This is a genomic window from Staphylococcus caeli (genome assembly GCF_900097965.1).
GTDB lineage: Bacteria > Bacillota > Bacilli > Staphylococcales > Staphylococcaceae > Staphylococcus > Staphylococcus caeli.
In genome coordinates, this window is sequence record NZ_FMPG01000021.1 from 1 (window position 1) to 25709 (window position 25709).

A 25709-nucleotide genomic window follows, 5' to 3' on the forward strand; every position below is an offset into this window, starting at 1 on the left:
GAATACTTATAATTTCTAGATTATTTGTCTCTGAACATAAAAAACACATCAAGCAACATTCAAAAGTTGCTTGATGCATCAAATATATTCATTTTTTATAGACCAACCGTTATTGACAAAGAGCCTAACTTCTTTCAAAGTTGGGATACTCTCTATTGCACCATATTTCGTTGTAACCATTGCTGCTACATAGTTACTAAATGCTAGTATCGATTCGCCTTCTTCTTTCAGCAACTGTATTGGATTCATATATTCATTTTTTAACAATTTACTGATTAATGCACCAATAAATGCATCACCAGCTCCTGTTGTATCTACTGGTTTTACTTTATATCCATTGTGGCTATTTACAGTTCCATCTTTCAGATAGATAACCGCACCTGCAGCCCCTTTTGTATAAATAACCGCTTCGACATCGCCTTGGAATAACCATTGAATGGCTTGTGCTTCATCCTCATATCCAGTTATAAACGAGAGTTCCTCATCGGAAATTTTAATAATATTCGCTAAAGGTAAAAATGATTGAATCGTCTTTTTACAATCTTCGGCATCTTCCCATAACGGTAAACGTACATTCGGATCAAATACAATTGTTCCTCCTGCTTGTTTTACTTTTTCTATCAGAGCTTGATGCGCTTGTTTCATAGGGCTTTCAACCAAATCTACCGAACAGAAATGCAATACATCTTTTTCTGTTACTTGGATATTTTCCACATCTGAAGATTGAAAAAGCATATCTGCTGACGGCTTGCGATAAAAAGAAAAATCGCGCTCTCCCTCTTTCGTAAGACTCACAAAAGCTAATGCAGTATTGGCTTCTTGTGTACGTTTAAGGTACTGAGTACCTACACCTATGTCTTCGATTGTCTCAACAATGAGATCGCCAAATGCATCTTGTCCCAATTGTGTTATCATTTCTGCTTGCCCACCAAGTTTCGTTGTTGTACAAGCTACATTACAAGGCGCGCCGCCAACTTGACGTGAAAAGCCTTCGACGTCTTTTAATTTAGGATCTGTTGTGTTTGGAATAAAGTCAATCAATGCTTCTCCGATTGCAAGTAAACGTCTCATTCTGCATCACCTTTCAAATCATATTTTGTAAAACGTAGGTAAACCTGTCCTGATTCAGTTGAAGTTTTGATACCTGTAGCCGATGCGTCTGTAAATATTCTAGAAGTCATCACACGTTCTCCATTGTTACAGAATATCTCAATACTAGATGTATCAATGAACATTTGAAGTTGTGTTAAAGGCGTATCTAAATATGTCGTTCTTGTCGTACCTTCAACGGGAGTAGGTAATTGACTATTTTCACTACGATCGAATGTAACTTTTTGTTCTTTCGTATTATACGTAATTAAAGTAGTTTCAGTTTTACTTGTACGTACTTCAAAATACAGTTCTGTAGCTTCGTTATCTAATATATCTATAATGAGTTCATATTGTTTACCCTCATAAGGATGTAATTGTTTCGTAAATTTATTAGCATACCCTAAAGCAGTCTCTTTATTTGTTCGTAATTGTTCTAATGCTTTAATTGGACGTTGTCTCAAGTTTCCTTCTTCAATTGTCAACACACGCGGAATCGTTAAACAATGTGCCCAGCCGTCAACATCAGAAGGATAATCAACTTCCGGTAATCCCATCCATCCTATGAGAATGCGTTGACCATGCTCATCTAAAAACGTTTGTGGTGCGTAAAAATCAAATCCATAATCTAATTCATGAAAGTCAGCATGATTCATCGTCATTTGATTAATATCATATTGTCCCATGATATAACCGGATTGATAAATATTTTTAAAGCGTTCTTCTTCAGCTTCAATACCTTGCGGGCAGAATAATAATACATCGTAACCATTTAAGTTAAAATAGTCCGGACACTCCCACATAAAGCCAAAATCATCTAAATTTGTTTTGACTTCACCTTGAAATTCCCAATTTACAATATCTGTAGAGCGATATTGTAAGATTCTGCCCTGCTTGTCGATATTTTGGGCTGCGATAAAGGCATAATATACATCATCTTTTACATAAACTTTTGGATCCCTAAAATGTTGTGTGTAGCCAAATGGCGGCGCTCCAATAACTGGTTTGGGGAATTTCGTAATCTCCCCGTCTTTTGAAACTTTAGCTATATGTTGTGTCGATATTCTGTTCCAATCTTCATCTCTATGATTGGCTGTATACATATAATAAAGGTGTCCATGGTATTCAAATGCGCTACCACTGTATACACCATGACTGTCATCTTTAGTGTCTGGCTTAAGCGTTGGTCCAACCGCATCAAAATGTACAAGATCTTTACTTGTATATGTATACCAATATTTTAATCCGTGGACAGGTCCAAGTGGGAACCATTGATGTGAAATATAGTATGTTCCATTAAAATAAATGAGTCCATTCGGATCATTTAACAATCCTGTTGTTGGTTGTATATGGAATGTTTGTCGATATTCAGATTGATTCACTTTTTCGGTTAATGCATCGAGCGTTGATTGGTCTACATCCTCATATTTTTGGTAGCGTGCTTCATTTGTCCACTGTGCCATGTCATGTTTCCTCCTATTAAAAATTCCTTTATATCAGTTTAAAATTATATTTTGGTACCGGTTCCATTATTTACTAATTAATAATATCATGTTTAGTTTATTTTTTAAATGTTTGGTCTATGCCTATAACAATTTCTTTTTCGACAGGTTGATGTTGAATCATTTTATCCAACATATCCATTGCAACTTCACCTGCATGTTCAAAGGCATAAGGAACTGTTTGAATGGGCGGTGATACAATTTCTGTCACGGGATCCCCACCAAAGCCAACAACATGTTTAGAAATCCCATGTTTTGACTGATATTTATGTACTGCTAATGCAATTGCATCTGTCGCACCAACGATTGCATCATAATGCTTATGTGTTTGTAATTCTTTCTCCACATCTATCAATGCTTCACTATAGTGAAAAGAAGTAATCGAAATACTTGGTTGTATACCGTGTTTTTGTAAACCAGCAATCAAACCATTTTTCCTATGTATACCAACCGCACTGTCTGATTCAGTTACACCAAAGAATTTGATATGTTGATAACCTTTTTGCCCTAGCAAATCACCAACTAAATATCCCGCTTGATAATCGTCATAGGTAATACAGTGCAAATCCTTATGCGACTGCCCAACAATGATGACTGGGACACGTACTTTATTGATGACTTCTATATGTTCTGGTGTAATATCGGTTGCCATAAATATAACACCGTCCATTTTGCTTCTATAGAAGGTCTCCAATGCATCAATTTCTAATTCTGTATTCAAGTTTGTGTAATTTAATAATAATCTATAATTTAATTTGTCACATATCGTCTTAATCCCTTTAACCGTCTCGTCTACAGCATGTGAATTCATTCTGGGAATAATCGTACCAATCATATTTGTACGATGTGCACGTAAGCTTTGCGCAAATTGGTTTGGTTGATAATCATACGTTTGAATAATTTCATCTAATTTTTGTTTCGTTTGACTACTAACTGAACCATTATTTAAATATCTGGATACTGTACTTTTAGAGACACCCGCTAATTTCGCGATATCGTCAATATTTTTCATAGTTTCTCACTCTCATTAATTCGCTATTGTAAACAATATTTATTCTATCATAATGCCATCGCTTTAAATACTATTTAAAAAATAAAAACCAACCTACCTATTTAAGTTTATAATCCCTTAAATAAGGTAAGTTGGTTTATTCTCACTTTTATGATTTTTGAATTGTAATTGTCCATGAAGCATCATCTAACTGTTCATAGTTTGTTACTGGATACCCTTGTTCTGCTGCCCAATTCGGTAATGCTTCTGTCGCTTGTGTACAGTCAAAGTCAATTTTCAACTCGTCACCTTGACCAAGTGTATTCATTTTCTTTTGTGCTTCTATTAATGGAAATGGACAAACCATACCCACTGTACCTAGTTCATGTACCATATTTACGTCCTCCTTCTCATTTATGTTGTTTGTGCTGTTGTATTTGTTTCAGAAACTTGTTTTTGCGCTTTTTTCATCGGTCTAATAAATACAAAATAACTCATTGTCCATGCACCAAGAATCATAGATGCAAGTGCAATCCAACCTTTCCATGACATCGTTGCAGTTTCTACTAATCCATTACCTATCGAACATCCACCTGCAACTGACGCGCCAAATCCCATAAATACACCACCAATAATGCTATTACGTATCGTTTTCTTATCTGGCAAACGCCATTTAAACTCTCTCGCACCCTTAGCAGCAATGTATGAACCTAAGAATATACCAAGTACAAGGAATACGCCCCAATCGAGGAGCTTCACATCACCAGTTAAGAAAAATTGAACTAAGTTCGCTGACGGTGTCGTGATACCTAAACCGTACATTCTTCCAGTTGTTTCACTGATAGGCCATGCAAGTAGTGCAATCAAACCAACTGCAATAGCAGCAACAAAAGGATGGTATTTTTTCTCAAATAAATAATGACGTACACCGGTGAATTTTTGTTTTAATTTAGGAACTGCAAATTTAGGTTTAGGCTTGCGTAGCGTTTTCACTACAAAAAACACTGTTATAACCGTAAGTAATGCAACCCATATCCAAGTCGGTATACCTGTTGTTTGTAACATACTCGTATTGACATTCGTTGGCTTATTCAACCCATTCATCAACGGTAATAATAAACCAAACTTTGTAACTGCTGCAGTAAATGCATATGCGATTAGCGCCATCCAACTACCTATTAATCCTTCTCCTGCTCTATACCAAGTTCCAGTAGCGCATCCACCTGCCAAGATAATACCTAATCCAAAAATAAATGACCCAATAACTGTCCCAATAATAGGATAAGTCGATGTTGGAATTTGTACGAGCCCTGTTGATGTTAAAATCAATAAGCCAATACTCTGAACGGTAATAGCTATAAGTAATGCATAGAACATTTTATTGCTCTTTTGAATATACATATCTCTAAATCCACCAGCTAAGCAAAATCGAGTTCTTTGCATCACGAAGCCTAATAAGGCACCAACAATCAGTCCACTAATGATTAACCATGTCATCTTACGCCCTCTTTTCCGATAAAATCAATAAGATTAATAATATTAGATTCTATAAAAAATTTCAACCTTCTGATTCATAAATTATTTTACAAACAAAAAACTAGCGTCTTATAAGTACACTTGGCAAAAACCAAAATGTTGCACTTATAAAATGCTAGTTTGAGATGATATTATTTATTACTATAATTTTTCATAAAGAATAATAAAGACTGTAATTCTATACCTAAATCAATATGATGTACTTGAACGTCTGAAGGCGTTAATACCCTGCTAGGCGTAAAGTTTAAAATACCTTTAACACCTGCTTCGACCAACGTGTCAGCAACTTTTTGAGCCGCTTCTTCAGGTGTTGTTAGTATGACAACATCTATTTGTTCTTGCGCTAGTATTTCCTTAATCTTATCAAACGGACTAATTGTCACTTTACCTATTTGTGTCCCAATAATTTCTTCTCTGATATCAAATGCTTCTGTAATCGTCATCTCATCATGAATCGAGAAGTTATATGTGAGTAATGCTTTCCCTAAGTTCCCTACACCTACAATTGCAATTTTAATTTCATCGTTTTCGCTTATTTCATTTTTAAAGAAATGCAATAAACTATCTATATTATAGCCGTATCCTTTTTTTCCCAATTCTCCAAAATAAGAAAAATCTCTGCGTATCGTTGCAGAATCAATATTTAAACCTTCGCTGATTGCTTTGGAATTAACTCTGTCTATACCTTTCGATTTCAATGTATTGACGAATCTATAATATAACGGTAAACGTTTCAATGTGGCACGAGGAATCTTTTCGCTTTGATTAGCCAAGATCATGTCCCCCTATTTCAATGTTTGTCACTCAATAATCTTATAATCACTAAAATATTATACATGAATGCATCATAAAAATAAACACTGATAGTTTTAACCATGCTATGAATACTGTAGAATAGGAATGAATAGAGAGGTGCAAATAGAATGATATTACTACAACTTAATGATTTAACTAAATCTTTCGATGGTGAAGACATTTTTAGCAATGTCGATTTTGAAGTAAAATCAGGAGAACGTATAGGTATCGTTGGTCGCAATGGTGCTGGGAAATCTACACTCATGAAAATTATAGCTGGCGTCGAAGATTATGACGAGGGACATGTATCGAAAAGTAAAAATTTAAAACTTGGTTATTTAACACAACAAATGACTTTAGATACGGATCAAACGGTATTTGATGAAATGTCACAACCTTTTGAAGCAATCAAAAAATTAGAGCTTGAAATGAATAAGGAAACAGATTGGCTAGCACAACATGCGGATGCATATGATACTGAAGATTATATAGCTCATTTAAATCGTTATGAGTCGCTGTCCAACCAATTTGAGCAACAAGATGGTTATCAATATGAAAGTAAGATAAAGACCGTGTTACATGGATTGAATTTTAGTGAAGCGGACTTTGATCGACCTATTAATGATTTTAGTGGTGGTCAGAAAACAAGATTATCTCTGGCTCAAATGCTATTGAGCGAACCAGACTTATTGTTACTTGATGAACCTACAAACCATTTAGATATGGAAACGACACAATGGTTAGAAAACTATTTGAATTTCTTTAATGGTGCCATTGTTATTATCAGTCATGATAGATACTTTTTAGATAAAATTGTTACGCAGATTTATGATGTGGCTCTTGGAGATGTTCAACATTATGTTGGAAATTATGCGCAATTCATAGAACAACGTGATAAATACTATGAAAAACGCATGCAAGAATACGAAAGACAACAAGCTGAAATCAAACGACTTGAAACGTTTGTTGAGAAAAATATCGCACGTGCTTCAACGACAGGTATGGCAAAAAGTCGTCGTAAAACATTGGAAAAAATTGAACGCATAAATAAACCTATGATTGATGCTAAAAGTGCAAACATTCAATTTGATTTTGATAGAAATACAGGTAACGATGTGTTTCATATTAAAGATTTAGCAATTGGCTATGCTTCACCTATTTCCCAAGGTATTCAAATGGAAGTTACAAAAGGAGATCACATTGCTATTATCGGTCCAAATGGCATTGGCAAATCGACTCTAATTAAAACCATAGCAGGTATTCAAAATCAACTCGGTGGCGAAATAACAACTGGTGCAAATTTAAAAATTGGTTACTATGATCAAAAACAAGCTGAATTTAAATCCAATAAAACGATTTTAGATTATTTATGGGATCAATACCCTACAATGAATGAAAAAGATATCCGAGCTGTATTAGGCCGTTTCTTATTTGTTCAAGATGATGTCAAAAAAATCATCAATGATTTATCTGGTGGCGAAAAAGCACGATTACAATTGGCTTTACTCATGTTAGAACGTAATAACGTACTCATATTAGATGAGCCTACAAACCACTTGGATATTGACTCAAAAGAAATGTTAGAACAAGCGCTCGCTAACTTTGATGGTACGATTATCTTTGTTTCCCATGATCGTTATTTTATCAATCAACTTGCAAATAAAGTATATGATTTAAATCACGACGGTGGCACGATGTATTTAGGAAATTATCAATATTATGTAGAAAAAATTGAAGAAAAAGCAGCATTACAAGCTAAAAAAGACTTAGAAAATCCTATAATGTCAGAACCAAATGAGCAAAGCTTAAATTCTTATGTTGATCAAAAGGCACAAAAAAGAGAACAACGACAAATCGAACGTAAAATCGAACAATGTGAAACCCAAATTGATCAGTATGAAGAGGAAATTAACGAGATTGACGAACAATTGACCCAACCGGAAGTTTATTCTAATCCAGAAAAAGCCAATGAACTAGCACTTGCAAAAACAGAAGCCGAACAAAAGTTAGAACAAGTCATGTCAGAATGGGCAGAATTACAAGAAAAGTTAATTTAAGTACCAAACAGATAAAGTAGAAATTTCTACTTTATCTGTTTTTTTAATAATAATTATCTTCAAAACTATTCACATTAAAACACCTATCACTATAGCTATCCACAGAGTTATCCTAGTTATACACAGGTAATATGTAACTTTTATTCGTATATAAAATTCAGAAATCGGCTTATATCCACATCATTTACACTATGTTATCCACAACTTGTGCACCATTTGTTGATAAGTACGCACGTTCCCTATTGACATTCTACCGTAATACTAATATTTCATTTCAACATGATTTGTTATTCCATATTCACAATGTCATAATATAATTAACTAACTAAAATACATAGTAATAGAAAGGAAACGTTTCACTATGCCTCCAATATTATGGTTCTTTATTGCTTTTATCATAGCAGCTACAGCGCTGACTATAGTGACGCCCATCGTTGCAAATAAAAAGTTAGCTCGCGATATTTCAACATTATGGGCATCACAACGCACACTTGAAAGATTTATCAGGCCTAACCATACATATAGTTATCAATTTGACACATACCAACACCAACATGAAGAACATCAACAGTTAGATGATAAGACCTGGTCCGATTTAAATTTAGATAGTGTATTTCATAATATGAATTTTAATTTTACTGCTATTGGAGAAATGAGACTTTATGCAACCTTGCGTAATATGTTCAAAGTGCAAGATGAATCACTCATGACTCATTTTAGAACAAATCAAACATTTAGAACTGAAATTTCGTTACACTTAGCTCAAATTGGCAAGGCGATTTATCCTATATTTCCAGATCAAATTGCACCAATTAAGCGAAATCCATTTTTCATGATATGTACATATTTACCACTGATTTTCGCAGTAAGTGCATTTTTCGTACCTGGTATCGGCATCACACTAACGATTATTTTTGCAATTTTCAATATGGTATTAAGTGGTATACTTAAACGAAGCTATGAACAGGATTTGAATTCTATGTTCTACACTTCTACCGTAATTAAGAAAGCTTATGAGCTTCATTCAAATCCATTAACACCTAATTTGGATGTGAATTTCAAACATTTTACAACTGCGCGTCGGTTTAGCGGATTACTTGGTCGTGTAAATTCAACTGATGAAACTTCAATTTTTTCCATGCTATTCAAATTAATTTTCATGTTAGATTATCATTTATTTCATTTGATTCAACACAGTTTCAAGAAATATGAAGATGAAGTGATGGCATGCTATGACTATATTGCTCACCTCGATAATCATTATGCCGTAGCTTTATGGAGAGAAACACTGGATAGCTATACACTTCCAGAAAAGACAGCTGATGATTGCATTGATTTCGAAGATTTAACACACCCATTAATTACTGAAGCGATTCCTAATAGTTTAACAATCGACAACCATATCTTATTAACCGGTTCGAATGCTTCAGGTAAATCAACATTTATGAAAGCTGTTGCGCTTAATATTGTCTTATCTGAGACGATACATACTGCTTCTGCTTCTAAGTTTGTTTATAAACCTGGCTTAGTTTACACATCTATGGTTAATCAAGATGATATATTATCTGGAGATAGTTACTTTATGTCAGAGGTAAAATCGATTAAACGATTGTTTGATATTAGATCCAATAATAAAATTTATGTCTTTATCGATGAAATATTCAAGGGTACCAATACGACAGAACGTATCGCTGCTTCAGAATCAGTATTAAATTATTTAAACCAATTACAAACTTATACAGTTATAGCGGCAACACACGACATTGAACTATCCATTTTATTAGAACGGAATTACATTAATTACCATTTCAATGAATCTATTTCTCACAATGAAATTTCATTTGATTTTAAAATTAAACCTGGCAAAGCAGATACAAGAAATGCCATTGAATTATTACGTATTATGGATTTTCCAGATCAAATTTATAATCGTGCTAAAAAATTAGCAAATCACGACAATTAAACATATTAAAAAGGGGCAGTTACCAATACAATGAAGTATCATGGTTACTGTCCCGTTTTTGATTTAACTCGTGAAGCAAAATATCAATATTTAAATTTAAATGCTCTTTCAAACACTTAAATCACTTTTTATTCAGCATTTACCATCCAAGTAACACCAAATGGGTCGTTAAACATACCATAGAATTCAGACCATTCTGTCGCACCTAATGGCATTGTCACTTCACAACCACCTTCAACTGCCTTGTCAAAAAATGCTTTTGCAGCGGCTTTATCCGCTTCATTTGAATTATCAAATGTAAATGTCACTACTGCCCCACTGTTATCAATTTTTTTATTCTTCCACGTATCACTACAATAGAAACTTTCTCCTAAAATTTTAAACGAAGCATTCATCGTGAAATCAGGATCTACTTGAAACTCTTCTGGCATATCTTTAAACATTTCATCTCCGCCTGTAATACGTTTGATATCAGTTGCACCTAAATGTTTTTCATAGAAATTCAATGCTGCTTTGCTATTTTGAAAATTAAAATATTGTACTGCTTTCATTACATATTGCCTCCTCAGATTAACTTTTCAATTAAATTGCATCTATAAATTTTGGTATTATCAAAACTCTAAAATTAATATACCCATTTTTTGCTAAAAACAACCGCAAAAAACCGAGACTTATGATTAGTCTCAGTTTATTAATCCATCTATTCAACTATACTCATTTTTTAGTTAGTAATTGTACATTGCTCAATATCTATACTGTTATAACCATTTAAAGTCATATCTGCACTTACACCAGCATGATATAGATAATGACCTGCAGCACCAATCATAGCCGCATTATCTGTACATAATTTCGGACTTGGAATTGCCAAGTTAATATGATTCACGTCACATGCTTCTGCTAATTTTGCTCTCAAACCTTTATTACTCGCTACGCCACCTGCTACTACCAATTGCTTTACATTATAGTTTGAACAAGCCGATATCGTCTTACCTACTAATACTTCTACGACACTATTTTGAAAACTTGCAGCTACATCCGCTTCATTTATTGCTTCGCCTTTTTGACGTAAATTATGCAGTTTATTAATAACTGCACTTTTTAGACCACTAAAGCTGAAGTCATAGCTATCTTTATCGAGCCATACTCTTGGAAATTGATAGCTATCTTTACCCTCAGCTGCTAATTTATCAACTTTTGGTCCACCTGGATAACCTAAACCAATAGTTCTCGCAACTTTATCATATGCCTCACCTACAGCATCATCACGTGTTTCACCAATAACCTCAAAGTTTAAATGATCTTTCATATAAATTAATTCTGTATGTCCACCTGAGACGATTAATGCCATCAGTGGGAATTGAAGCGGATTTTCTAAGTGGTTAGCGTAAATGTGACCTGCAATATGATGCACAGGAATTAATGGTTTGTCATGTGCAAAGGCCAAAGCTTTTGCAGCATTTATACCGACTAACAATGCACCAATTAAACCAGGTCCTTGGGTAACAGCCACAGCATCTATCTCTTTCATTGTTACATGCGCTGCTTCTAACGCCTTATCTATGGTAGTAGTAATACCTTCAACATGATGTCTACTGGCAACTTCAGGGACCACACCGCCAAATCTTTTATGACTTTCAATTTGACTAAGTACCTCATTACTTAAAATTTGAGTACCATTTTTGATGACACTCACACTTGTTTCGTCACAACTAGACTCTACTGCTAATATTAATGTTGTTTCATTCATTTAAATTCACCCACATCACTAATGCATCCTCACCTTCACCGTAATAATTTTTACGCTTTCCACCATATTGAAAACCTAAATTTGTATAAACACGTTGTGCGATTTTATTATCTACACGTACTTCTAAACTCATCATGTCACACTTTGTTTGAACATAATTCATAACATACTTGAGTAATAGTTGTCCCAAGCCATGGCCTCTAAATGCTTCATCAATTGCTACTGTCGTAATTTGTGCTTGATCAATCACAATCCATAATCCGATATACCCAATTATTTTTTCATTGAATTCAATAATAAAATAATGTGCAAATTCATTTTGTTCCACTTCATGATAAAACGCATCAATTGACCAACTGCTATCATTAAAACTATTACGCTCGATATCGAATACTTGTGGCACATCTTGTAATCCCATCAAACGAATATTTAGTTCTTGTTCTGTTGGTTTAACCAATTTCGTTCTGCCTCTGATAATTTAATATAATTTGGTTTGAATTGATGAATGTCTTCAGGTTTATCGATTAATGATTGCATATCTTTTGCTTGTGGCAAATTTGGTACGCATTTGCTATCTAATAAATCTGCTAATTTTTCAGTATCTGTGCCAACAAATTGGTATGGTTCATTTTGATCATGAAGTAAAGTTAATAATTCATTAATAGGTAAGTACTGGTCTTCTTTTAATTGTATGAGTTTGCCATCAATATTTTTATAAATACCAGTATAAACCGCTTCACGCCTTGCATCGAAGATTGGTACGATTAAGCAACCTTCTTCTTTGATTGACGCAGCTAACGTTTTTAATGAAGATACACCATATAATTTTGTATTAAGTGCATATGCTAGTGTCTTCGCAACAGTCACTCCAATTCTAAGACCAGTATATGAACCAGGGCCCTGTGCTACAACAATTGCATCAATGTCTTCTTTAGCAATATCACTTTCGTTTATAATTTTTGATATTGCAGGCATCAATTGAACTGAATGATTTGTTTTCTCATTGGAATTTATTTCAGCAATTAAGACGTCATCCTTCATTAGCGCAACTGACATGGGTTGATTAGATGTATCCATCAACAGATAATTCACGTTCGACGGCCTCCTTTATGTTTATATAATGCTCACTATTCGCATTGATTTCTATCGTTCTTTCTGATGCCTCATTTGCTTTTATATCGAGCGTTAAATGCTCCGCCGGTAAATACTCAGAAATGAATTGACTCCATTCAATTAAAATGACCGCATGATCTTCAAAATATTCGTCGAAACCCAAATCTTCTTCGGAATGTTCTAATCTATAACAATCCATATGATGCAATTTCAAATTCGTACCTTGATACGACTTTATAATATTAAATGTGGGTGAATTAATGTTACGTTTAACACCTAATGCTTTTCCGACAAATTGACTTAACGTCGTCTTTCCAGCACCGAGGTCACCATTAAGTAAAATGAGATCTCCGGACGATAAATGTTGTGCTAATAATTCACCAAATCTCTTCATTCCTTCTAAATCCCTGATTTTTATCATTGCCCTCTCCTTTTTAATGACGCTCCCAAATTTATTTGGTTAGCGACATTTATGCATGAGCTTTAGCTCAAGTATTCCTTAACTAATTTATTGTGAATAGTTGCTTTTATGCATGAACTTTATTAGCGTATCTAACGTAGTGTAGATACGCTTATGCATTTGCTCTAGCAAATGTATTCCTTTATAACCTAACGTAGCGTAGATTCGCTTATGCATTTGTCTAGCAAATGTATTCCTTTATAACCTAACGTAGCGTAGATTCGCTTATGCATTTGTCTAGCAAATGTGTTCCTTTATATCTAACGTAGCGTAGATTCGCTTATGCATTTGCTCTAGCAAATGTATTCCTATTTATAATTGTCTTCTTAAAATTAACTATTATAGTTTAACAAATTTTAACGCATATTACTTCAAACAGAAACAACTTCTTCTAATTTCTAATTATCTGAATTGATAGAAAATTTAAAATAATTATTGACACAGCAGCAACGTTGTAGTAAATTTAATTTATCGAATTTTTAGATATTTCAAACAAATCAAAAAAATAAACCATTCTAACGAGAGGAGTATAATAAAATGACCAATCTAACAACACAACCACAACCAACAACTTCAAATATTTTAGTCATTTTATTATGCTCATAGGACTGGAACTTTAGTAAAGTATCTACTAAAAGTTTAAGTCCTTATTCTAGTTGAATGGGACTTAAAAGCGTCCCAATAATTTATTGGGACGCTTTTTTATTTTCAATTTTATGGGGGAATTAATATGAGAAGCGACATGATCAAAAAAGGAGATCAACAAGCACCAGCAAGAAGTCTTTTACACGCTACGGGCGCATTACAAAAACCAACAGATATGAACAAACCCTTCGTGGCAATTTGTAATTCATATATAGATATTGTTCCAGGACATGTACACCTTAGAGAACTCGCAGATATTGCCAAAGAAGCAATTAGAGAAGCAGGAGCCATCCCCTTTGAGTTCGACACAATAGGCGTAGATGATGGAATAGCAATGGGACATATTGGAATGAGATATTCACTACCATCACGTGAAATCATTGCAGATGCAGCTGAAACAGTTATTAATGCACATTGGTTTGATGGTGTGTTCTACATTCCGAATTGCGATAAAATCACGCCTGGTATGTTACTGGCAGCGGTTAGAACTAACGTACCTGCAATCTTCTGTTCAGGTGGTCCAATGAAAGCTGGATTATCTTCTGAAGGTAAAGCACTCACATTATCATCAATGTTTGAAGCGGTTGGCGCATTTAAAGATGGTTCAATTTCAAAAGAACAATTTTTAGATATGGAACAAAATGCCTGTCCAACTTGTGGATCTTGTTCAGGTATGTTCACAGCAAATTCAATGAACTGTTTAATGGAAGTATTAGGTCTAGCATTACCATACAATGGGACAGCTTTAGCAGTAAGTGATCAACGCAGAGAAATGATTCGTGAAGCAGCATTCAAACTGGTAGATAATATTAAAAATGATTTAAAACCTAAAGATATCGTCACTCAAGAAGCAATTGATGATGCATTTGCACTAGACATGGCTATGGGTGGTTCAACAAATACCGTACTCCATACGCTTGCAATTGCTAATGAAGCCGGAGTTGACTATGACTTAACTAGAATTAACGAAATCGCTAAAAAAACACCCTATCTTTCAAAAATTGCACCAAGTTCATCCTATTCAATGCATGATGTCCATGAAGCTGGCGGTGTTCCTGCAATCATCAATGAATTATTTAAAAAAGAAGGCACACTACATCCCGATAGAATCACAGCAACAGGCAAAACATTACGTGAGAATAATGAAGGCAAAGAAATTTTAAATAGTGATGTGATAAGACATCTCGATAATCCATATGATAAACAAGGCGGCCTTTCCATCTTATACGGTAATTTAGCTCCAAAAGGTGCAGTCATTAAAGTTGGTGGAGTTGATCCTTCAATTAAAGTGTTTAAAGGTAAAGCCATTTGTTTTGATTCACATGATGAAGCCGTTGAAGCCATTGATAATCACGATGTACGTGAAGGTCATGTCGTTGTAATCAGATACGAAGGTCCTAAAGGAGGTCCAGGAATGCCTGAAATGTTAGCCCCTACATCTTCTATCGTCGGACGAGGATTAGGTAAAGATGTTGCCCTAATTACGGATGGTCGCTTCTCAGGTGCAACACGAGGCATTGCTGTAGGACATATTTCTCCAGAAGCTGCAGCAGGTGGTCCAATCGGTCTCATCAACGACGGAGATGAGATCACAATTGATTTAACAAATCGTACATTAAATGTCGACGTATCTGCTGAAACGTTAGATGCTAGAAAACAAAACCTAAAACCATTTAAAGCAAAAGTAAAAACAGGCTATCTTGCACGTTACACTGCATTAGTAACAAGTGCTAACACGGGTGGTATTATGCAAGTACCTGAAAATCTCATTTAAGGAGTGAGGATTATGACTAAACAAACAGACATGCTTGAGCAAAAATTGTCAGAAGATTTCGATACTTTAGAAGCCGCAGAATCACTTGAACCTGAAGTTGAATTGGATCAAGAAACATTAAATGAAATGCGTTCTGGTTCAGAACTTTTAGTTGAATCACTAGCCAATGAAAACGTAGATTTTATTTTTGGTTATCCAGGAGGCGCAGTCCTTCCCCTTTATGACACATTTTATGATGGTAAGATCAAACATATCTTAGCTCGACATGAACAAGGTGCGACACATGCTGCTGAAGGATATGCACGTGTTTCTGGTAATACAGGTGTAGTTGTTGTAACAAGTGGTCCAGGCGCTACGAATGCGATTACTGGTATTGCTGATGCATATAGTGACTCACTTCCTTTAGTTGTTATCACAGGTCAGGTTGCTACACCAGGGATAGGTAAAGATGCATTCCAAGAAGCTGATTTATTATCAATGACGACACCAATTACAAAGCATAATTATCAAGTGAAAAATGTAAATGATATTCCTAAAATAATCCATGAAGCTTTTTATATCGCTAATAGTGGTAGAAAAGGTCCTGTGGTAATCGACTTCCCAAAAGATATGGGTATTGTATCTACTAATGCTCAAATCACAAATGAAATAGAATTACCAGGTTATACAGTACCAAAGCAACCAGTAAAAGAAGACATACAAAAGCTACGTGATTATTTAAAAAGTGCTAAAAAGCCCGTTGTTCTTTCTGGTGCAGGTATCAACCACGCGAAAGCAAATGCCGTATTTACTAAATTTGTAGATCGTCATCAATTACCGGTAGTCAGCACTTTACTCGGCCTCGGTGCAATTCCATATGAGCATCCCCTATTCCTAGGTATGGGTGGTATGCATGGTTCATATGCTAGTAACATGGCACTAACTGAATGTGATTTACTCATCAACTTTGGAAGCCGTTTTGATGACCGTTTAGCTAGTAATCCAGACGAATTTGCCCCAAACGCTAAGATTGTTCACGTAGACATCGATCCATCAGAAATTAATAAAATAATCAAAGTTGATTTGGGCATTGTTGCAGATTGTAAAGCTACATTAGAAGCACTATTAGATTTTGATAGCTCTTCAATTAAACATGAAGCATGGCTAGAAACTTGTAATGAAAACAAAGTAAATCAACCCTTTGCTTATCAAGAAGATGAGCAAGGTGATTTCTCCAAACCACAACGTACAATTGAGTATATCGGTGAAATTACAAAAGGAGATGCCATTGTAACAACTGATGTTGGTCAACACCAAATGTGGGTTGCACAGTATTACCCATTTAAAAATCATGGTCAACTTGTAACGAGCGGTGGTTTAGGTACGATGGGCTTTGGTATTCCTGCAGCAATTGGAGCAAAACTAGCTGAACCAGAGAAGACAGTCGTTGCTTTTGTAGGCGATGGTGGTTTTCAAATGACCAATCAGGAAATGGCAATTTTAGAAGAATATAACCTTGATATCAAAATTGTCATAGTTAATAACGGTACGCTCGGTATGGTTAAACAATGGCAAGATAAATTCTTCAATCAACGTTTTTCTCATTCAGTATTTAATGGGCAACCAGATTTCTTAAAACTCTCTGAAGCCTATAATGTAAAAGGATATCTCGTGGACAATCCAACGCAATTAGAACAACAAATTGATGCAGCATTTCAACATGATGGCCCAGCTTTAATCGATGTTCATATTTCACCAGTTGAACCAGTAATACCAATGGTTCCGAGTGGAAAAGCCAATCACGAGATGGAGGGGTTATTATGAGAAGGACTTTTAGAACAAAAGTAAGAGATAAAGCCGGTACATTAAATCGATTAACAAGTAGTTTTGTTCGTAGGCAATTTAATATCGTTACACTCTCTGCGACACCTACATTAGAGGAGGGTATATCTGATATAACGTTTGTAGCAGAAGTACCAGATACAGATGTATTACGTAATTTACTACAACAACTTGAAAAACAAATTAACATCATAGACGTTGAAGATATTACCGAAACCAATACTTATAACAGAGAATTAGTACTCATTAAATTACGAACGCCTAATAACGAACAAGATTTACAGAATGTGATTAAATCCTATGATGCGCTAGTCTCTATTTTAAAAAAAGATGAACAGTATACATTCTTACAAGCTTCAGGTCCGCAATATACGATGGACAACTTACTAGATGATCTATCATCATTTCAAATCGAGCAAGTTTCTAGAACAGGTTCAGCAGCATTAGTTTAAATAAAAAATTAATTAACTTTACTAAAAAATGGAGGATTTTATTATGACAACAGTTTATTATGATCAATCAGTTACAAAAGATGCATTACAAGGTAAAAAAGTAGCAATCTTAGGTTATGGTTCTCAAGGCCATGCGCATGCACAGAACCTTAAAGATAACGGTTATGATGTCATTATCGGACTTAGACCTGGTCGTTCTTTTGATAAAGCAAAAGACGATGGCTTCGAAGTATATCCAGTTAATGAAGCAGCGCAACAAGCTGATGTCATCATGGTATTATTACCAGATGAAATTCAAGGTCAAGTATATAAAGAAGAAATCGAACCTAATTTAGAAGCAAATAATGCATTAGTATTCGCACATGGCTTTAATATCCACTTTGGTGTTATTCAACCACCAGAAAACGTTGATGTGTTCCTAGTTGCACCTAAGGGGCCAGGTCACTTAGTTCGTCGTACATTTGCTGAAGGTAGCGCAGTTCCTGCCCTATTCGCAGTTGAACAAGATGCTAGTGGTGAAGCAACTGACTTAGCTTTAAGTTATGCCAAAGGTATCGGTGCAACACGTGCTGGTGTATTAGAAACATCATTTAAAGAAGAAACGGAAACTGATTTATTTGGTGAACAAGCCGTGCTTTGTGGTGGTACTACAAAATTAATCCAATCAGGTTTTGAAACTTTAGTAGAAGCTGGTTATCAACCAGAAATCGCATATTTCGAAGTACTACATGAAATGAAACTAATCGTTGATCTTATGTATGAAGGCGGAATGGAAAATATGCGTTATTCAATTTCAAACACAGCAGAATTTGGTGATTATGTATCTGGTCCACGTGTCATCACACCAGATGTTAAAGAGAATATGAAAGCCGTTTTAACAGATATTCAAAATGGTAACTTTAGTAATCGCTTTATTAAAGATAATGAAAATAATTTCGAAGAATTCCACAAATTACGTGAAACACAACATGGACATCAGATCGAAGCGGTTGGTAGAGACCTACGTGATATGATGCCATTCATTAAATCTAAAAGCATTGAAAAATAATTAGACAAATGATGTATTTAACCGAAACAATTAAGCATTGTGTGAGCTAAAACTCCAATTTTGAGGTCCAATAACACTACAACTTAATTATAAAATGATCGCAATACTTCGGTTATTTACATCAGTCTAAAATTTTATTAACTAGGAGATGTTGAAAATGAATAGCCATATTCAAATTTTTGATACAACGCTTAGAGACGGCGAACAAACACCAGGTGTCAATTTTTCATTCGATGAGAGACTGAAAATTGCAAAACAATTAGAAAAATGGGGCGTAGACATAATTGAAGCTGGGTTCCCTGCTTCAAGCACAGGTAGTTTCAAATCTGTTGAAGCAATTTCACAAGCACTAACTACTACGGCAGTATGTGGATTAGCGCGCTGTGTAAAAAAGGATATTGATGCTGTTTATGAAGCTACAAAATCAGCTGCAAAACCAAGAATTCATGTTTTTATAGCAACGAGTCCGATACATCGAGATTCCAAGTTGTTGATGTCTAAAGAACAAGTCATCGCATCTATAAAAGAACATGTTTCATATGCTAAAAATTATTTTGACGTTGTTCAATTTTCACCTGAAGATGCAACAAGAACTGAGCTCCCATTTTTAATCGAATGTGTACAAACAGCTGTTGATGCCGGTGCAAGTGTCATTAATATCCCTGATACTGTAGGTTTCAGTTATCCAAAAGAATATGGTGAAATTTTCAAAACACTACAAGATTCTATAAAAACTGATCATGACGTCATCTATAGTGCACATTGCCATGATGACTTAGGTCTAGCCGTTGCAAATAGTATGGCAGCCATTGAAAATGGTGCCAAACGAATAGAAGGCACATTGAATGGTATTGGAGAACGTGCAGGTAATACTGCGCTTGAAGAAGTGGCACTTGGCCTTTACGTTCGACAAGATCATTATGGTAACCAAACCAAGATTAATTTGGCAGAAACGAAACAAACATCTGATTTAATCGCACGCTTTGCTGGATTACGCGTTCCAAGAAATAAAGCGATTGTCGGACAAAATGCATTTAGTCACGAATCAGGTATTCACCAAGATGGTGTTCTTAAAAATCCAGAAACATATGAAATCATGACACCGCAACTTGTTGGTGTGAAGACCACTGAATTACCACTTGGTAAACTTTCTGGAAAACATGCATTTTCTGAAAAACTGATTGCTTTAGGATACGATGTTAATCCAGAAGAACAAAAAGCACTATTTAAACAATTTAAAATAATTGCTGATAAGAAAAAAGCGGTAACTGATCGTGATATTCATGCATTAATTCAAGGTACAGAACATGAGCAAAATGCAATTTACAAAGTAGAAACACTCCAACTACAATTTGTATCGAATGGATTACAAAGTGCCGTCGTCGTCATTAAAGATCAAGATGGTAACACATCACAAGACTCTAGTATCGGTACTGGATCAATCGTTGCGATATATAATGCTATAGATCGTATTTTCAATCGTGAAACAGAACTCATAGACTATCGTATCGATTCTGTCACTGAAGGTACGGATGCACAAGCTGAAGTTCATGTACAAATAAAAATTAATGATCAAATTGTCACTGGCGTTGGCATTGATCACGATATCTTGCTAGCTTCATGTAAATCTTACGTAGAAGCTCATGCTAAATATGTTGCGCATTCAACTACGGAAGAGGGTATGCATTCATGAGCCACAAAATAGTCGCCCTTCCTGGCGATGGTATAGGACCTGAAATTATGACAGGTGCATTAGAAATACTTGAACAACTCAGTAATGACTTTAACTTTGAATACGAATTAGAAATACATGATTTTGGTGGTATTGCAATAGACCATCACGGTACCCCACTTCCAGACACAACATTAAATGCTTGTAAAAATGCAGATGCAATACTGTTAGGTGCTGTGGGTGGTCCTAAATGGACAGGTCCCAACAATAGACCTGAACAAGGTTTACTTGGTATTCGAAAAGCACTAGGACTATTTGCTAATATTCGCCCTACTATCGTGACGAATGGAACGAGTCATTTATCACCTATTAAAGAGTCTCGTGTAGCTGGCACTGATTTTATTATCGTTAGAGAACTGACTGGTGGCATTTACTTTGGTGAACCAAAATCTCTAAGCACGGAAAATGCATTAGACTCACTAACGTATACACGAGCTGAAATTGAACGAATTGCTAGAGTAGGCTTTGAATTGGCACAAAAACGTCGTAAAAAATTAACTTCGGTAGATAAAGAAAATGTACTTTCATCTAGTAAATTATGGAGGAACGTCATCAATTCCATCTCTGTAGAATATCCAGAAGTGGAAGTTAATCACTTATTAGTCGATGCTTGTGCAATGCATTTAATCACAAATCCTTCTCAATTTGATGTTATCGTAACTGAAAATTTATTTGGTGATATCTTAAGTGATGAAGCATCCGTTATTCCAGGTTCACTTGGCCTTTCACCATCTGCAAGTTTCAGTGAACAAGGTCCAAGATTGTATGAACCAATACATGGATCAGCCCCAGATATAGCTAATCAAGATATTGCTAATCCATTTGGCATGTTGTTGTCAGTTGCGATGTGTTTAAGAGAAAGCTTAGAAGTACATGCAGCTGCAGATAAACTTGAAACTGTTATATATCAACTCATTAAAGAAGGAAAAACGACCCGTGACCTTAATGGGCAATACCATACATCAGAAATTATACAATTTATAAAAAATAATCTTTAAAAAGGAGGAGATGTCATATGGGTAAAACACTATTTGATAAAGTTTGGAACAAACATGTCTTAACTGGTAAAGAAGGTGACCCACAATTATTATATATAGATTTACATCTTATACATGAAGTCACATCTCCTCAAGCTTTTGAAGGATTAAGGCTACAAAATAGAAAGTTACGCAGACCGGATTTAACATTTGCTACGCTTGATCATAATGTACCGACTGTAGATATTTTTTATATCAAAGATGAAATTGCTAATAAACAAATCACTACACTACAAGACAATGCTAAAGCTTTTGGAGTCCACATATTTGATATGGGGTCTGATGAACAAGGTATTGTCCATATGGTTGGACCAGAAACTGGATTGACGCAACCTGGTAAAACAATTGTTTGTGGAGATTCACATACTGCTACTCATGGTGCATTTGGTGCAATCGCATTTGGTATCGGTACAAGTGAAGTTGAGCATGTCTTTGCAACCCAAACGCTTTGGCAAACTAAACCAAAGAATTTAAAAATTGAAGTTACTGGCGAATTGCCTACAGGCGTATATGCCAAAGACATTATCTTATATCTTATCAATCAATACGGTGTAAATTTTGGAACTGGATATGCCCTAGAATTTTCAGGCGAAACAATTCGTAAACTTTCGATGGAAGCAAGAATGACAATTTGCAATATGGCTATTGAGGCAGGTGCAAAATATGGCATGATGGCACCTGATGAAACGACTTTTGAATATGTTAAAGGCCGTCCATATGCCATGCAATTTGACCAAGCAGTCGAAACTTGGCGTGAACTTTACACAGATGATGATGCTGAATTTGACCGTACGATTAAATTAGATGTCACGGATTTAGAACCACAAGTAACTTGGGGAACTAATCCTGAAATGGGTGTAAGTTTCAGCACACCCTTCCCTGAAATAAAAAATGTAAATGATGAACGTGCTTATAACTATATGGGCCTTGAACCTGGTCAAAAAGCTGAAGACATTGACTTAGGATATGTATTCCTAGGATCATGTACAAATGCTCGCCTTTCTGACTTGGTCGAAGCTAGTGAAATTGTAAAGGGCAACAAAGTACATCCAAACATCACAGCTATCGTTGTGCCAGGATCTCGTACTGTTAAGATGGAAGCTGAAAAGTTAGGTCTCGATAAAGTATTTAAAGAAGCTGGCTTTGACTGGCGTGAACCTGGTTGTTCTATGTGCTTAGGTATGAACCCTGACCAAGTACCAAGTGGCGTACATTGCGCTTCTACCAGCAACCGTAACTTTGAAGGCAGGCAAGGTAAAGGCGCTAGAACACATCTAGTATCCCCTGCAATGGCAGCTGCTGCAGCAATCAATGGTAGATTCATTGATGTTAGAAAGGTGGTTGTATAGTATGGAAATCAAACCAATTACGACATATACAGGTAAAGTTGTGCCACTATTCAATGACAATATTGATACCGATCAAATTATTCCAAAGGTCCATTTAAAGCGTATTTCAAAATCTGGTTTTGGTCCATTTGCCTTTGATGAATGGCGCTATCTAGATGATGGTTCCGACAATCCCGACTTTAACCTTAATAAACCAGAATATCAAGACGCTACGATTCTTATTACTGGGGAAAATTTTGGCTGTGGTTCTAGCCGTGAACATGCCGCGTGGGCTATTAAAGATTATGGTTTTGATATTATTATTGCAGGTAGTTTTAGTGATATTTTCTATATGAATTGTACTAAAAATGCCATGCTTCCAATAGTATTGGATAAGCAAACACGTGATTATCTTGCACAAGTTGGTGAAATAACTGTGGATTTACCAAATCAGAAGGTTTCAGCTAATAGCAAAGTGTTTAATTTTAATATAGATGAGACATGGAAAAAGAAACTTGTAAATGGCCTTGATGATATTGATTTAACGTTGCAATATGAAGACGCTATTCAATCATACGAGTCATCATCATTATACTAATACTACAAAATACAAAGGTGTGAAATTTATGACTGTTAAAACTACTGTTTCTTCAAAAGATATCGATGAAGCTTTCTTACAAATAAAAGATATTGTTAAAGAAACGCCATTACAAAAAGATCACTATTTATCACAAAAATATGATTGTAATGTATATTTAAAGCGTGAAGATTTACAATGGGTAAGATCATTTAAACTTAGAGGGGCCTATAATGCTATCGTTGCACTTGATGAAAAAGATCAGCAAAATGGTATTACATGTGCTAGTGCTGGTAATCATGCACAAGGCGTCGCATATACTGCTAGTAAATTAAACTTGAATGCAGTTATATTTATGCCAGTAACTACCCCACTTCAAAAAATCAATCAAGTTAAGTTCTTCGGTGGTTCCAATGCAGAAGTTATTTTAACTGGAGACACTTTTGATGAATGTCTCAAAGAAGCATTGATTTATACAGAAGATAATAAAATGAACTTTATTGATCCATTTAACAATATTTATACTATTGCTGGTCAAGGAACCTTGGCTAAAGAAATCATTGAACAATCTAACGAAGATAATGTACATTTCGATTACTTATTTGCGGCTATTGGTGGTGGCGGATTAATATCTGGTGTAGGCACCTATTTTAAAACGCATTCGCCACAAACTTCAATTGTGGGAGTAGAACCAGCAGGTGCAAGTAGTATGTATACTTCAGTAGTTTTAGAGAATAAAATTGTAACATTATCTGATATTGATAAATTCGTTGATGGTGCCTCCGTTGCACGCGTTGGACAAATAACTTTCGATATCTCTAAGAATGTCGTTGATGAGTATGTTCAGGTCCATGAAGGTGCTGTTTGTTCAACTATTTTAGATATGTATTCTAAACAAGCTATCATTGCTGAACCAGCTGGTGCATTAAGTGTAGCTGCACTGGATCAATATAAAGAGAAAATAAAAGGAAAATCTGTTGTCTGTGTTGTCAGTGGCGGTAATAATGATATAAATCGTATGAAAGAAATCGAAGAACGTTCATTATTATTTGAAGAAATGAAACACTACTTCATTCTGAATTTCCCTCAACGCCCTGGTGCATTAAGAGAATTTGTAAATGATGTACTTGGACCAAAAGATGATATTACAAAATTCGAATATCTAAAAAAATCATCCCAAAATACAGGAACAGTTATCATAGGCATTCAGTTAAATAATCATAATGATTTAGCAAATTTAAAATCAAATGTCGATGCGTTTGATAAATCAAATATTTATATTAATGAAAATAAAATGCTTTATTCATTGCTTATTTAATAAAAAGAGACCAGAATAGGTCTCTTTTTATATTGAGCTCAGTAATACTAATGCATAAGCATTTGCTCATGCAATCCTTTTTAATTTGCTCGCAGCTTTTCTCTCTTTCGGGTTTTCCTTGCTCACTTACCACTTGTAAGCTCGCTTCGTCTATACCTCAGTTCGGCAGCTTCAAACACTTTCTCATAACAGGATTATTTTTCAGTTCTTCGAACTAGAAGTTAAGCTCTTTTGACAAAAAAAGAGACCCTATTGGGTCTCAAATTGCCTGTAAAACGTCACTCTCATTTTAATGAGTTAGTGACGTTTACACATGAGTAAATACTCATGTGTTCCTCTTACCCTACTCTTGCGGAACGTAAGTCTGCTACCTTCGGCGCTAAGGAGCTTTTCCTGCCATGAGACAAGCGTTCGCATCTTTTCTCTCTTTCGGGTTTTCCTTGCTCACTTACCACTTGTAAGCTCGCTTCGTCTATACCTCAGTTCGGCAGCTTCAAACGCTTTCTCATAACAGGATTATTTTTGAGTTCTTCGAACTAGAAGTTAAGCTCTTTTGACAAAAAAAGAGACCCTATTGGGTCTCAAATTGCCTGGCAACGTCCTACTCTTGCGGAACGTAAGTCCGACTACCATCGGCGCTAAGGAGCTTAACTTCTGTGTTCGGCATGGGAACAGGTGTGACCTCCTTGCCATTGTCACCAGACAATGAAATGTATAAAGT

22 protein-coding genes and 1 rRNA gene are annotated in these 25709 nt (G+C 35.3%); 11 read left to right on the plus strand and 12 right to left on the minus strand.

The features are described from left to right. Nucleotides 1-78 precede the first annotated feature (78 nt). The 6 genes from BJS11_RS12570 to BJS11_RS12595 all read right to left on the minus strand — a co-directional run bounded on the left by BJS11_RS12570 (nucleotide 79) and on the right by BJS11_RS12595 (nucleotide 5897). Nucleotides 79-1071, minus strand: a complete 993-nt coding sequence (locus BJS11_RS12570; RefSeq protein ID WP_069996529.1) for a carbohydrate kinase family protein — start codon at nucleotides 1069-1071, stop codon at nucleotides 79-81. Next, a complete protein-coding gene (locus BJS11_RS12575) occupies nucleotides 1068-2552 on the minus strand; it encodes a sucrose-6-phosphate hydrolase (RefSeq protein WP_069996530.1) in 1485 nt (494 codons plus the stop codon). The genes BJS11_RS12570 and BJS11_RS12575 overlap by 4 nt, the downstream gene beginning before the upstream one ends. A gap of 97 nt (nucleotides 2553-2649) precedes the next feature. Next, entirely contained in the window at nucleotides 2650-3603 is a 954-nt protein-coding gene (locus tag BJS11_RS12580) for a LacI family DNA-binding transcriptional regulator (protein WP_069996531.1), read from the minus strand. A gap of 148 nt (nucleotides 3604-3751) precedes the next feature. Then, nucleotides 3752-3976: a sulfurtransferase TusA family protein gene (locus BJS11_RS12585; RefSeq protein ID WP_069996532.1), complete on the minus strand. Its 225-nt coding sequence runs from the start codon at nucleotides 3974-3976 to the stop codon at nucleotides 3752-3754. Between the two features lie 20 nt (nucleotides 3977-3996). After that, entirely contained in the window at nucleotides 3997-5079 is a 1083-nt protein-coding gene (locus BJS11_RS12590) for a YeeE/YedE family protein (RefSeq protein WP_069996533.1), read from the minus strand. Nucleotides 5080-5249: 170 nt separating this feature from the next. After that, on the minus strand, nucleotides 5250-5897 hold the full coding sequence (locus BJS11_RS12595) for a redox-sensing transcriptional repressor Rex (protein ID WP_142351604.1): 648 nt from the start codon (nucleotides 5895-5897) through the stop codon (nucleotides 5250-5252). A 144-nt stretch (nucleotides 5898-6041) separates the two neighbouring features. Between BJS11_RS12595 and BJS11_RS12600 the strand changes: the two genes are divergently transcribed. Further along, nucleotides 6042-7970, plus strand: coding sequence for an ABC-F family ATP-binding cassette domain-containing protein (locus tag BJS11_RS12600; protein WP_069996535.1), 1929 nt, complete (start codon nucleotides 6042-6044; stop codon nucleotides 7968-7970). Nucleotides 7971-8331: 361 nt separating this feature from the next. Next, a complete protein-coding gene (locus BJS11_RS12605; protein ID WP_069996536.1) occupies nucleotides 8332-9933 on the plus strand; it encodes a MutS-related protein in 1602 nt (533 codons plus the stop codon). 128 nt (nucleotides 9934-10061) lie between these two features. On the opposite strand, the gene BJS11_RS12610 is transcribed toward BJS11_RS12605, so the two are convergent. The 5 genes from BJS11_RS12610 to tsaE form a co-directional block, all read right to left on the minus strand. After that, nucleotides 10062-10484 carry a VOC family protein gene (locus BJS11_RS12610; RefSeq protein ID WP_069996537.1) on the minus strand — a complete coding sequence of 141 codons (423 nt, stop codon included), beginning with the start codon at nucleotides 10482-10484 and terminating at the stop codon, nucleotides 10062-10064. 170 nt (nucleotides 10485-10654) lie between these two features. Continuing rightward, entirely contained in the window at nucleotides 10655-11683 is a 1029-nt protein-coding gene (tsaD, locus tag BJS11_RS12615) for a tRNA (adenosine(37)-N6)-threonylcarbamoyltransferase complex transferase subunit TsaD (protein WP_069996538.1), read from the minus strand. Then, nucleotides 11676-12140, minus strand: coding sequence for a ribosomal protein S18-alanine N-acetyltransferase (gene rimI / locus BJS11_RS12620; protein WP_069996539.1), 465 nt, complete (start codon nucleotides 12138-12140; stop codon nucleotides 11676-11678). The genes tsaD and rimI overlap by 8 nt, the downstream gene beginning before the upstream one ends. Beyond that, nucleotides 12113-12775 carry a tRNA (adenosine(37)-N6)-threonylcarbamoyltransferase complex dimerization subunit type 1 TsaB gene (gene tsaB, locus BJS11_RS12625; RefSeq protein ID WP_069996540.1) on the minus strand — a complete coding sequence of 221 codons (663 nt, stop codon included), beginning with the start codon at nucleotides 12773-12775 and terminating at the stop codon, nucleotides 12113-12115. The genes rimI and tsaB overlap by 28 nt, the downstream gene beginning before the upstream one ends. Continuing rightward, nucleotides 12747-13217, minus strand: coding sequence for a tRNA (adenosine(37)-N6)-threonylcarbamoyltransferase complex ATPase subunit type 1 TsaE (gene tsaE, locus BJS11_RS12630; protein ID WP_069996541.1), 471 nt, complete (start codon nucleotides 13215-13217; stop codon nucleotides 12747-12749). The genes tsaB and tsaE overlap by 29 nt, the downstream gene beginning before the upstream one ends. Nucleotides 13218-13986: 769 nt before the next feature. Here tsaE and ilvD point away from each other — a divergent pair. From ilvD to ilvA, 9 genes are all read left to right on the plus strand, one after another. Beyond that, nucleotides 13987-15675: a dihydroxy-acid dehydratase gene (ilvD, locus tag BJS11_RS12635; protein ID WP_069996542.1), complete on the plus strand. Its 1689-nt coding sequence runs from the start codon at nucleotides 13987-13989 to the stop codon at nucleotides 15673-15675. Nucleotides 15676-15687: 12 nt separating this feature from the next. Next, nucleotides 15688-17478: a biosynthetic-type acetolactate synthase large subunit gene (gene ilvB, locus BJS11_RS12640; RefSeq protein ID WP_069996543.1), complete on the plus strand. Its 1791-nt coding sequence runs from the start codon at nucleotides 15688-15690 to the stop codon at nucleotides 17476-17478. Beyond that, nucleotides 17475-17948, plus strand: a complete 474-nt coding sequence (gene ilvN, locus BJS11_RS12645; RefSeq protein ID WP_069996544.1) for an acetolactate synthase small subunit — start codon at nucleotides 17475-17477, stop codon at nucleotides 17946-17948. The genes ilvB and ilvN overlap by 4 nt, the downstream gene beginning before the upstream one ends. Before the next feature lie 43 nt (nucleotides 17949-17991). Beyond that, complete coding sequence (gene ilvC / locus BJS11_RS12650) at nucleotides 17992-18996, plus strand: ketol-acid reductoisomerase (protein ID WP_069996545.1); 1005 nt, start codon at nucleotides 17992-17994, stop codon at nucleotides 18994-18996. Between the two features lie 157 nt (nucleotides 18997-19153). Then, nucleotides 19154-20689 carry a 2-isopropylmalate synthase gene (locus BJS11_RS12655; protein WP_069996546.1) on the plus strand — a complete coding sequence of 512 codons (1536 nt, stop codon included), beginning with the start codon at nucleotides 19154-19156 and terminating at the stop codon, nucleotides 20687-20689. Beyond that, the gene (gene leuB / locus BJS11_RS12660) at nucleotides 20686-21726 is read left to right on the plus strand and encodes a 3-isopropylmalate dehydrogenase (protein ID WP_069996547.1); all 1041 of its coding nucleotides are present in this window, start codon (nucleotides 20686-20688) and stop codon (nucleotides 21724-21726) included. Before BJS11_RS12655 ends, leuB begins: the two co-directional genes overlap by 4 nt. 17 nt (nucleotides 21727-21743) lie before the next feature. Continuing rightward, the gene (gene leuC / locus BJS11_RS12665; RefSeq protein ID WP_069996548.1) at nucleotides 21744-23114 is read left to right on the plus strand and encodes a 3-isopropylmalate dehydratase large subunit; all 1371 of its coding nucleotides are present in this window, start codon (nucleotides 21744-21746) and stop codon (nucleotides 23112-23114) included. A gap of 1 nt (nucleotide 23115) precedes the next feature. After that, nucleotides 23116-23691 (plus strand): 3-isopropylmalate dehydratase small subunit, encoded by a 576-nt coding sequence (gene leuD / locus BJS11_RS12670; RefSeq protein ID WP_069996549.1) that lies wholly within the window; start codon nucleotides 23116-23118, stop codon nucleotides 23689-23691. 28 nt (nucleotides 23692-23719) lie between these two features. Continuing rightward, nucleotides 23720-24988, plus strand: a complete 1269-nt coding sequence (gene ilvA / locus BJS11_RS12675) for a threonine ammonia-lyase IlvA (RefSeq protein WP_069996550.1) — start codon at nucleotides 23720-23722, stop codon at nucleotides 24986-24988. Nucleotides 24989-25576: 588 nt separating this feature from the next. On the opposite strand, the gene rrf is transcribed toward ilvA, so the two are convergent. Then, nucleotides 25577-25691 (minus strand): 5S ribosomal RNA (rrf, locus tag BJS11_RS12680). Nucleotides 25692-25709: the final 18 nt, after the last annotated feature.

Bases quoted from the DNA above. Each gene is read 5' to 3' on its own strand.
- BJS11_RS12570 (WP_069996529.1), bottom strand. From the start codon at position 1,071: ATGAGACGTTTACTTGCAATCGGAGAAGCATTGATTGACTTTATTCCA.
- BJS11_RS12575 (WP_069996530.1), bottom strand. From the start codon at position 2,552: ATGGCACAGTGGACAAATGAAGCACGCTACCAAAAATATGAGGATGTA.
- BJS11_RS12580 (WP_069996531.1), bottom strand. From the start codon at position 3,603: ATGAAAAATATTGACGATATCGCGAAATTAGCGGGTGTCTCTAAAAGT.
- BJS11_RS12585 (WP_069996532.1), bottom strand. From the start codon at position 3,976: ATGGTACATGAACTAGGTACAGTGGGTATGGTTTGTCCATTTCCATTA.
- BJS11_RS12590 (WP_069996533.1), bottom strand. From the start codon at position 5,079: ATGACATGGTTAATCATTAGTGGACTGATTGTTGGTGCCTTATTAGGC.
- BJS11_RS12595 (WP_142351604.1), bottom strand. From the start codon at position 5,897: ATGATCTTGGCTAATCAAAGCGAAAAGATTCCTCGTGCCACATTGAAA.
- BJS11_RS12600 (WP_069996535.1), top strand. From the start codon at position 6,042: ATGATATTACTACAACTTAATGATTTAACTAAATCTTTCGATGGTGAA.
- BJS11_RS12605 (WP_069996536.1), top strand. From the start codon at position 8,332: ATGCCTCCAATATTATGGTTCTTTATTGCTTTTATCATAGCAGCTACA.
- BJS11_RS12610 (WP_069996537.1), bottom strand. From the start codon at position 10,484: ATGAAAGCAGTACAATATTTTAATTTTCAAAATAGCAAAGCAGCATTG.
- tsaD (WP_069996538.1), bottom strand. From the start codon at position 11,683: ATGAATGAAACAACATTAATATTAGCAGTAGAGTCTAGTTGTGACGAA.
- tsaE (WP_069996541.1), bottom strand. From the start codon at position 13,217: ATGATAAAAATCAGGGATTTAGAAGGAATGAAGAGATTTGGTGAATTA.
- ilvD (WP_069996542.1), top strand. From the start codon at position 13,987: ATGAGAAGCGACATGATCAAAAAAGGAGATCAACAAGCACCAGCAAGA.
- ilvB (WP_069996543.1), top strand. From the start codon at position 15,688: ATGACTAAACAAACAGACATGCTTGAGCAAAAATTGTCAGAAGATTTC.
- ilvN (WP_069996544.1), top strand. From the start codon at position 17,475: ATGAGAAGGACTTTTAGAACAAAAGTAAGAGATAAAGCCGGTACATTA.
- ilvC (WP_069996545.1), top strand. From the start codon at position 17,992: ATGACAACAGTTTATTATGATCAATCAGTTACAAAAGATGCATTACAA.
- BJS11_RS12655 (WP_069996546.1), top strand. From the start codon at position 19,154: ATGAATAGCCATATTCAAATTTTTGATACAACGCTTAGAGACGGCGAA.
- leuB (WP_069996547.1), top strand. From the start codon at position 20,686: ATGAGCCACAAAATAGTCGCCCTTCCTGGCGATGGTATAGGACCTGAA.
- leuC (WP_069996548.1), top strand. From the start codon at position 21,744: ATGGGTAAAACACTATTTGATAAAGTTTGGAACAAACATGTCTTAACT.
- leuD (WP_069996549.1), top strand. From the start codon at position 23,116: ATGGAAATCAAACCAATTACGACATATACAGGTAAAGTTGTGCCACTA.
- ilvA (WP_069996550.1), top strand. From the start codon at position 23,720: ATGACTGTTAAAACTACTGTTTCTTCAAAAGATATCGATGAAGCTTTC.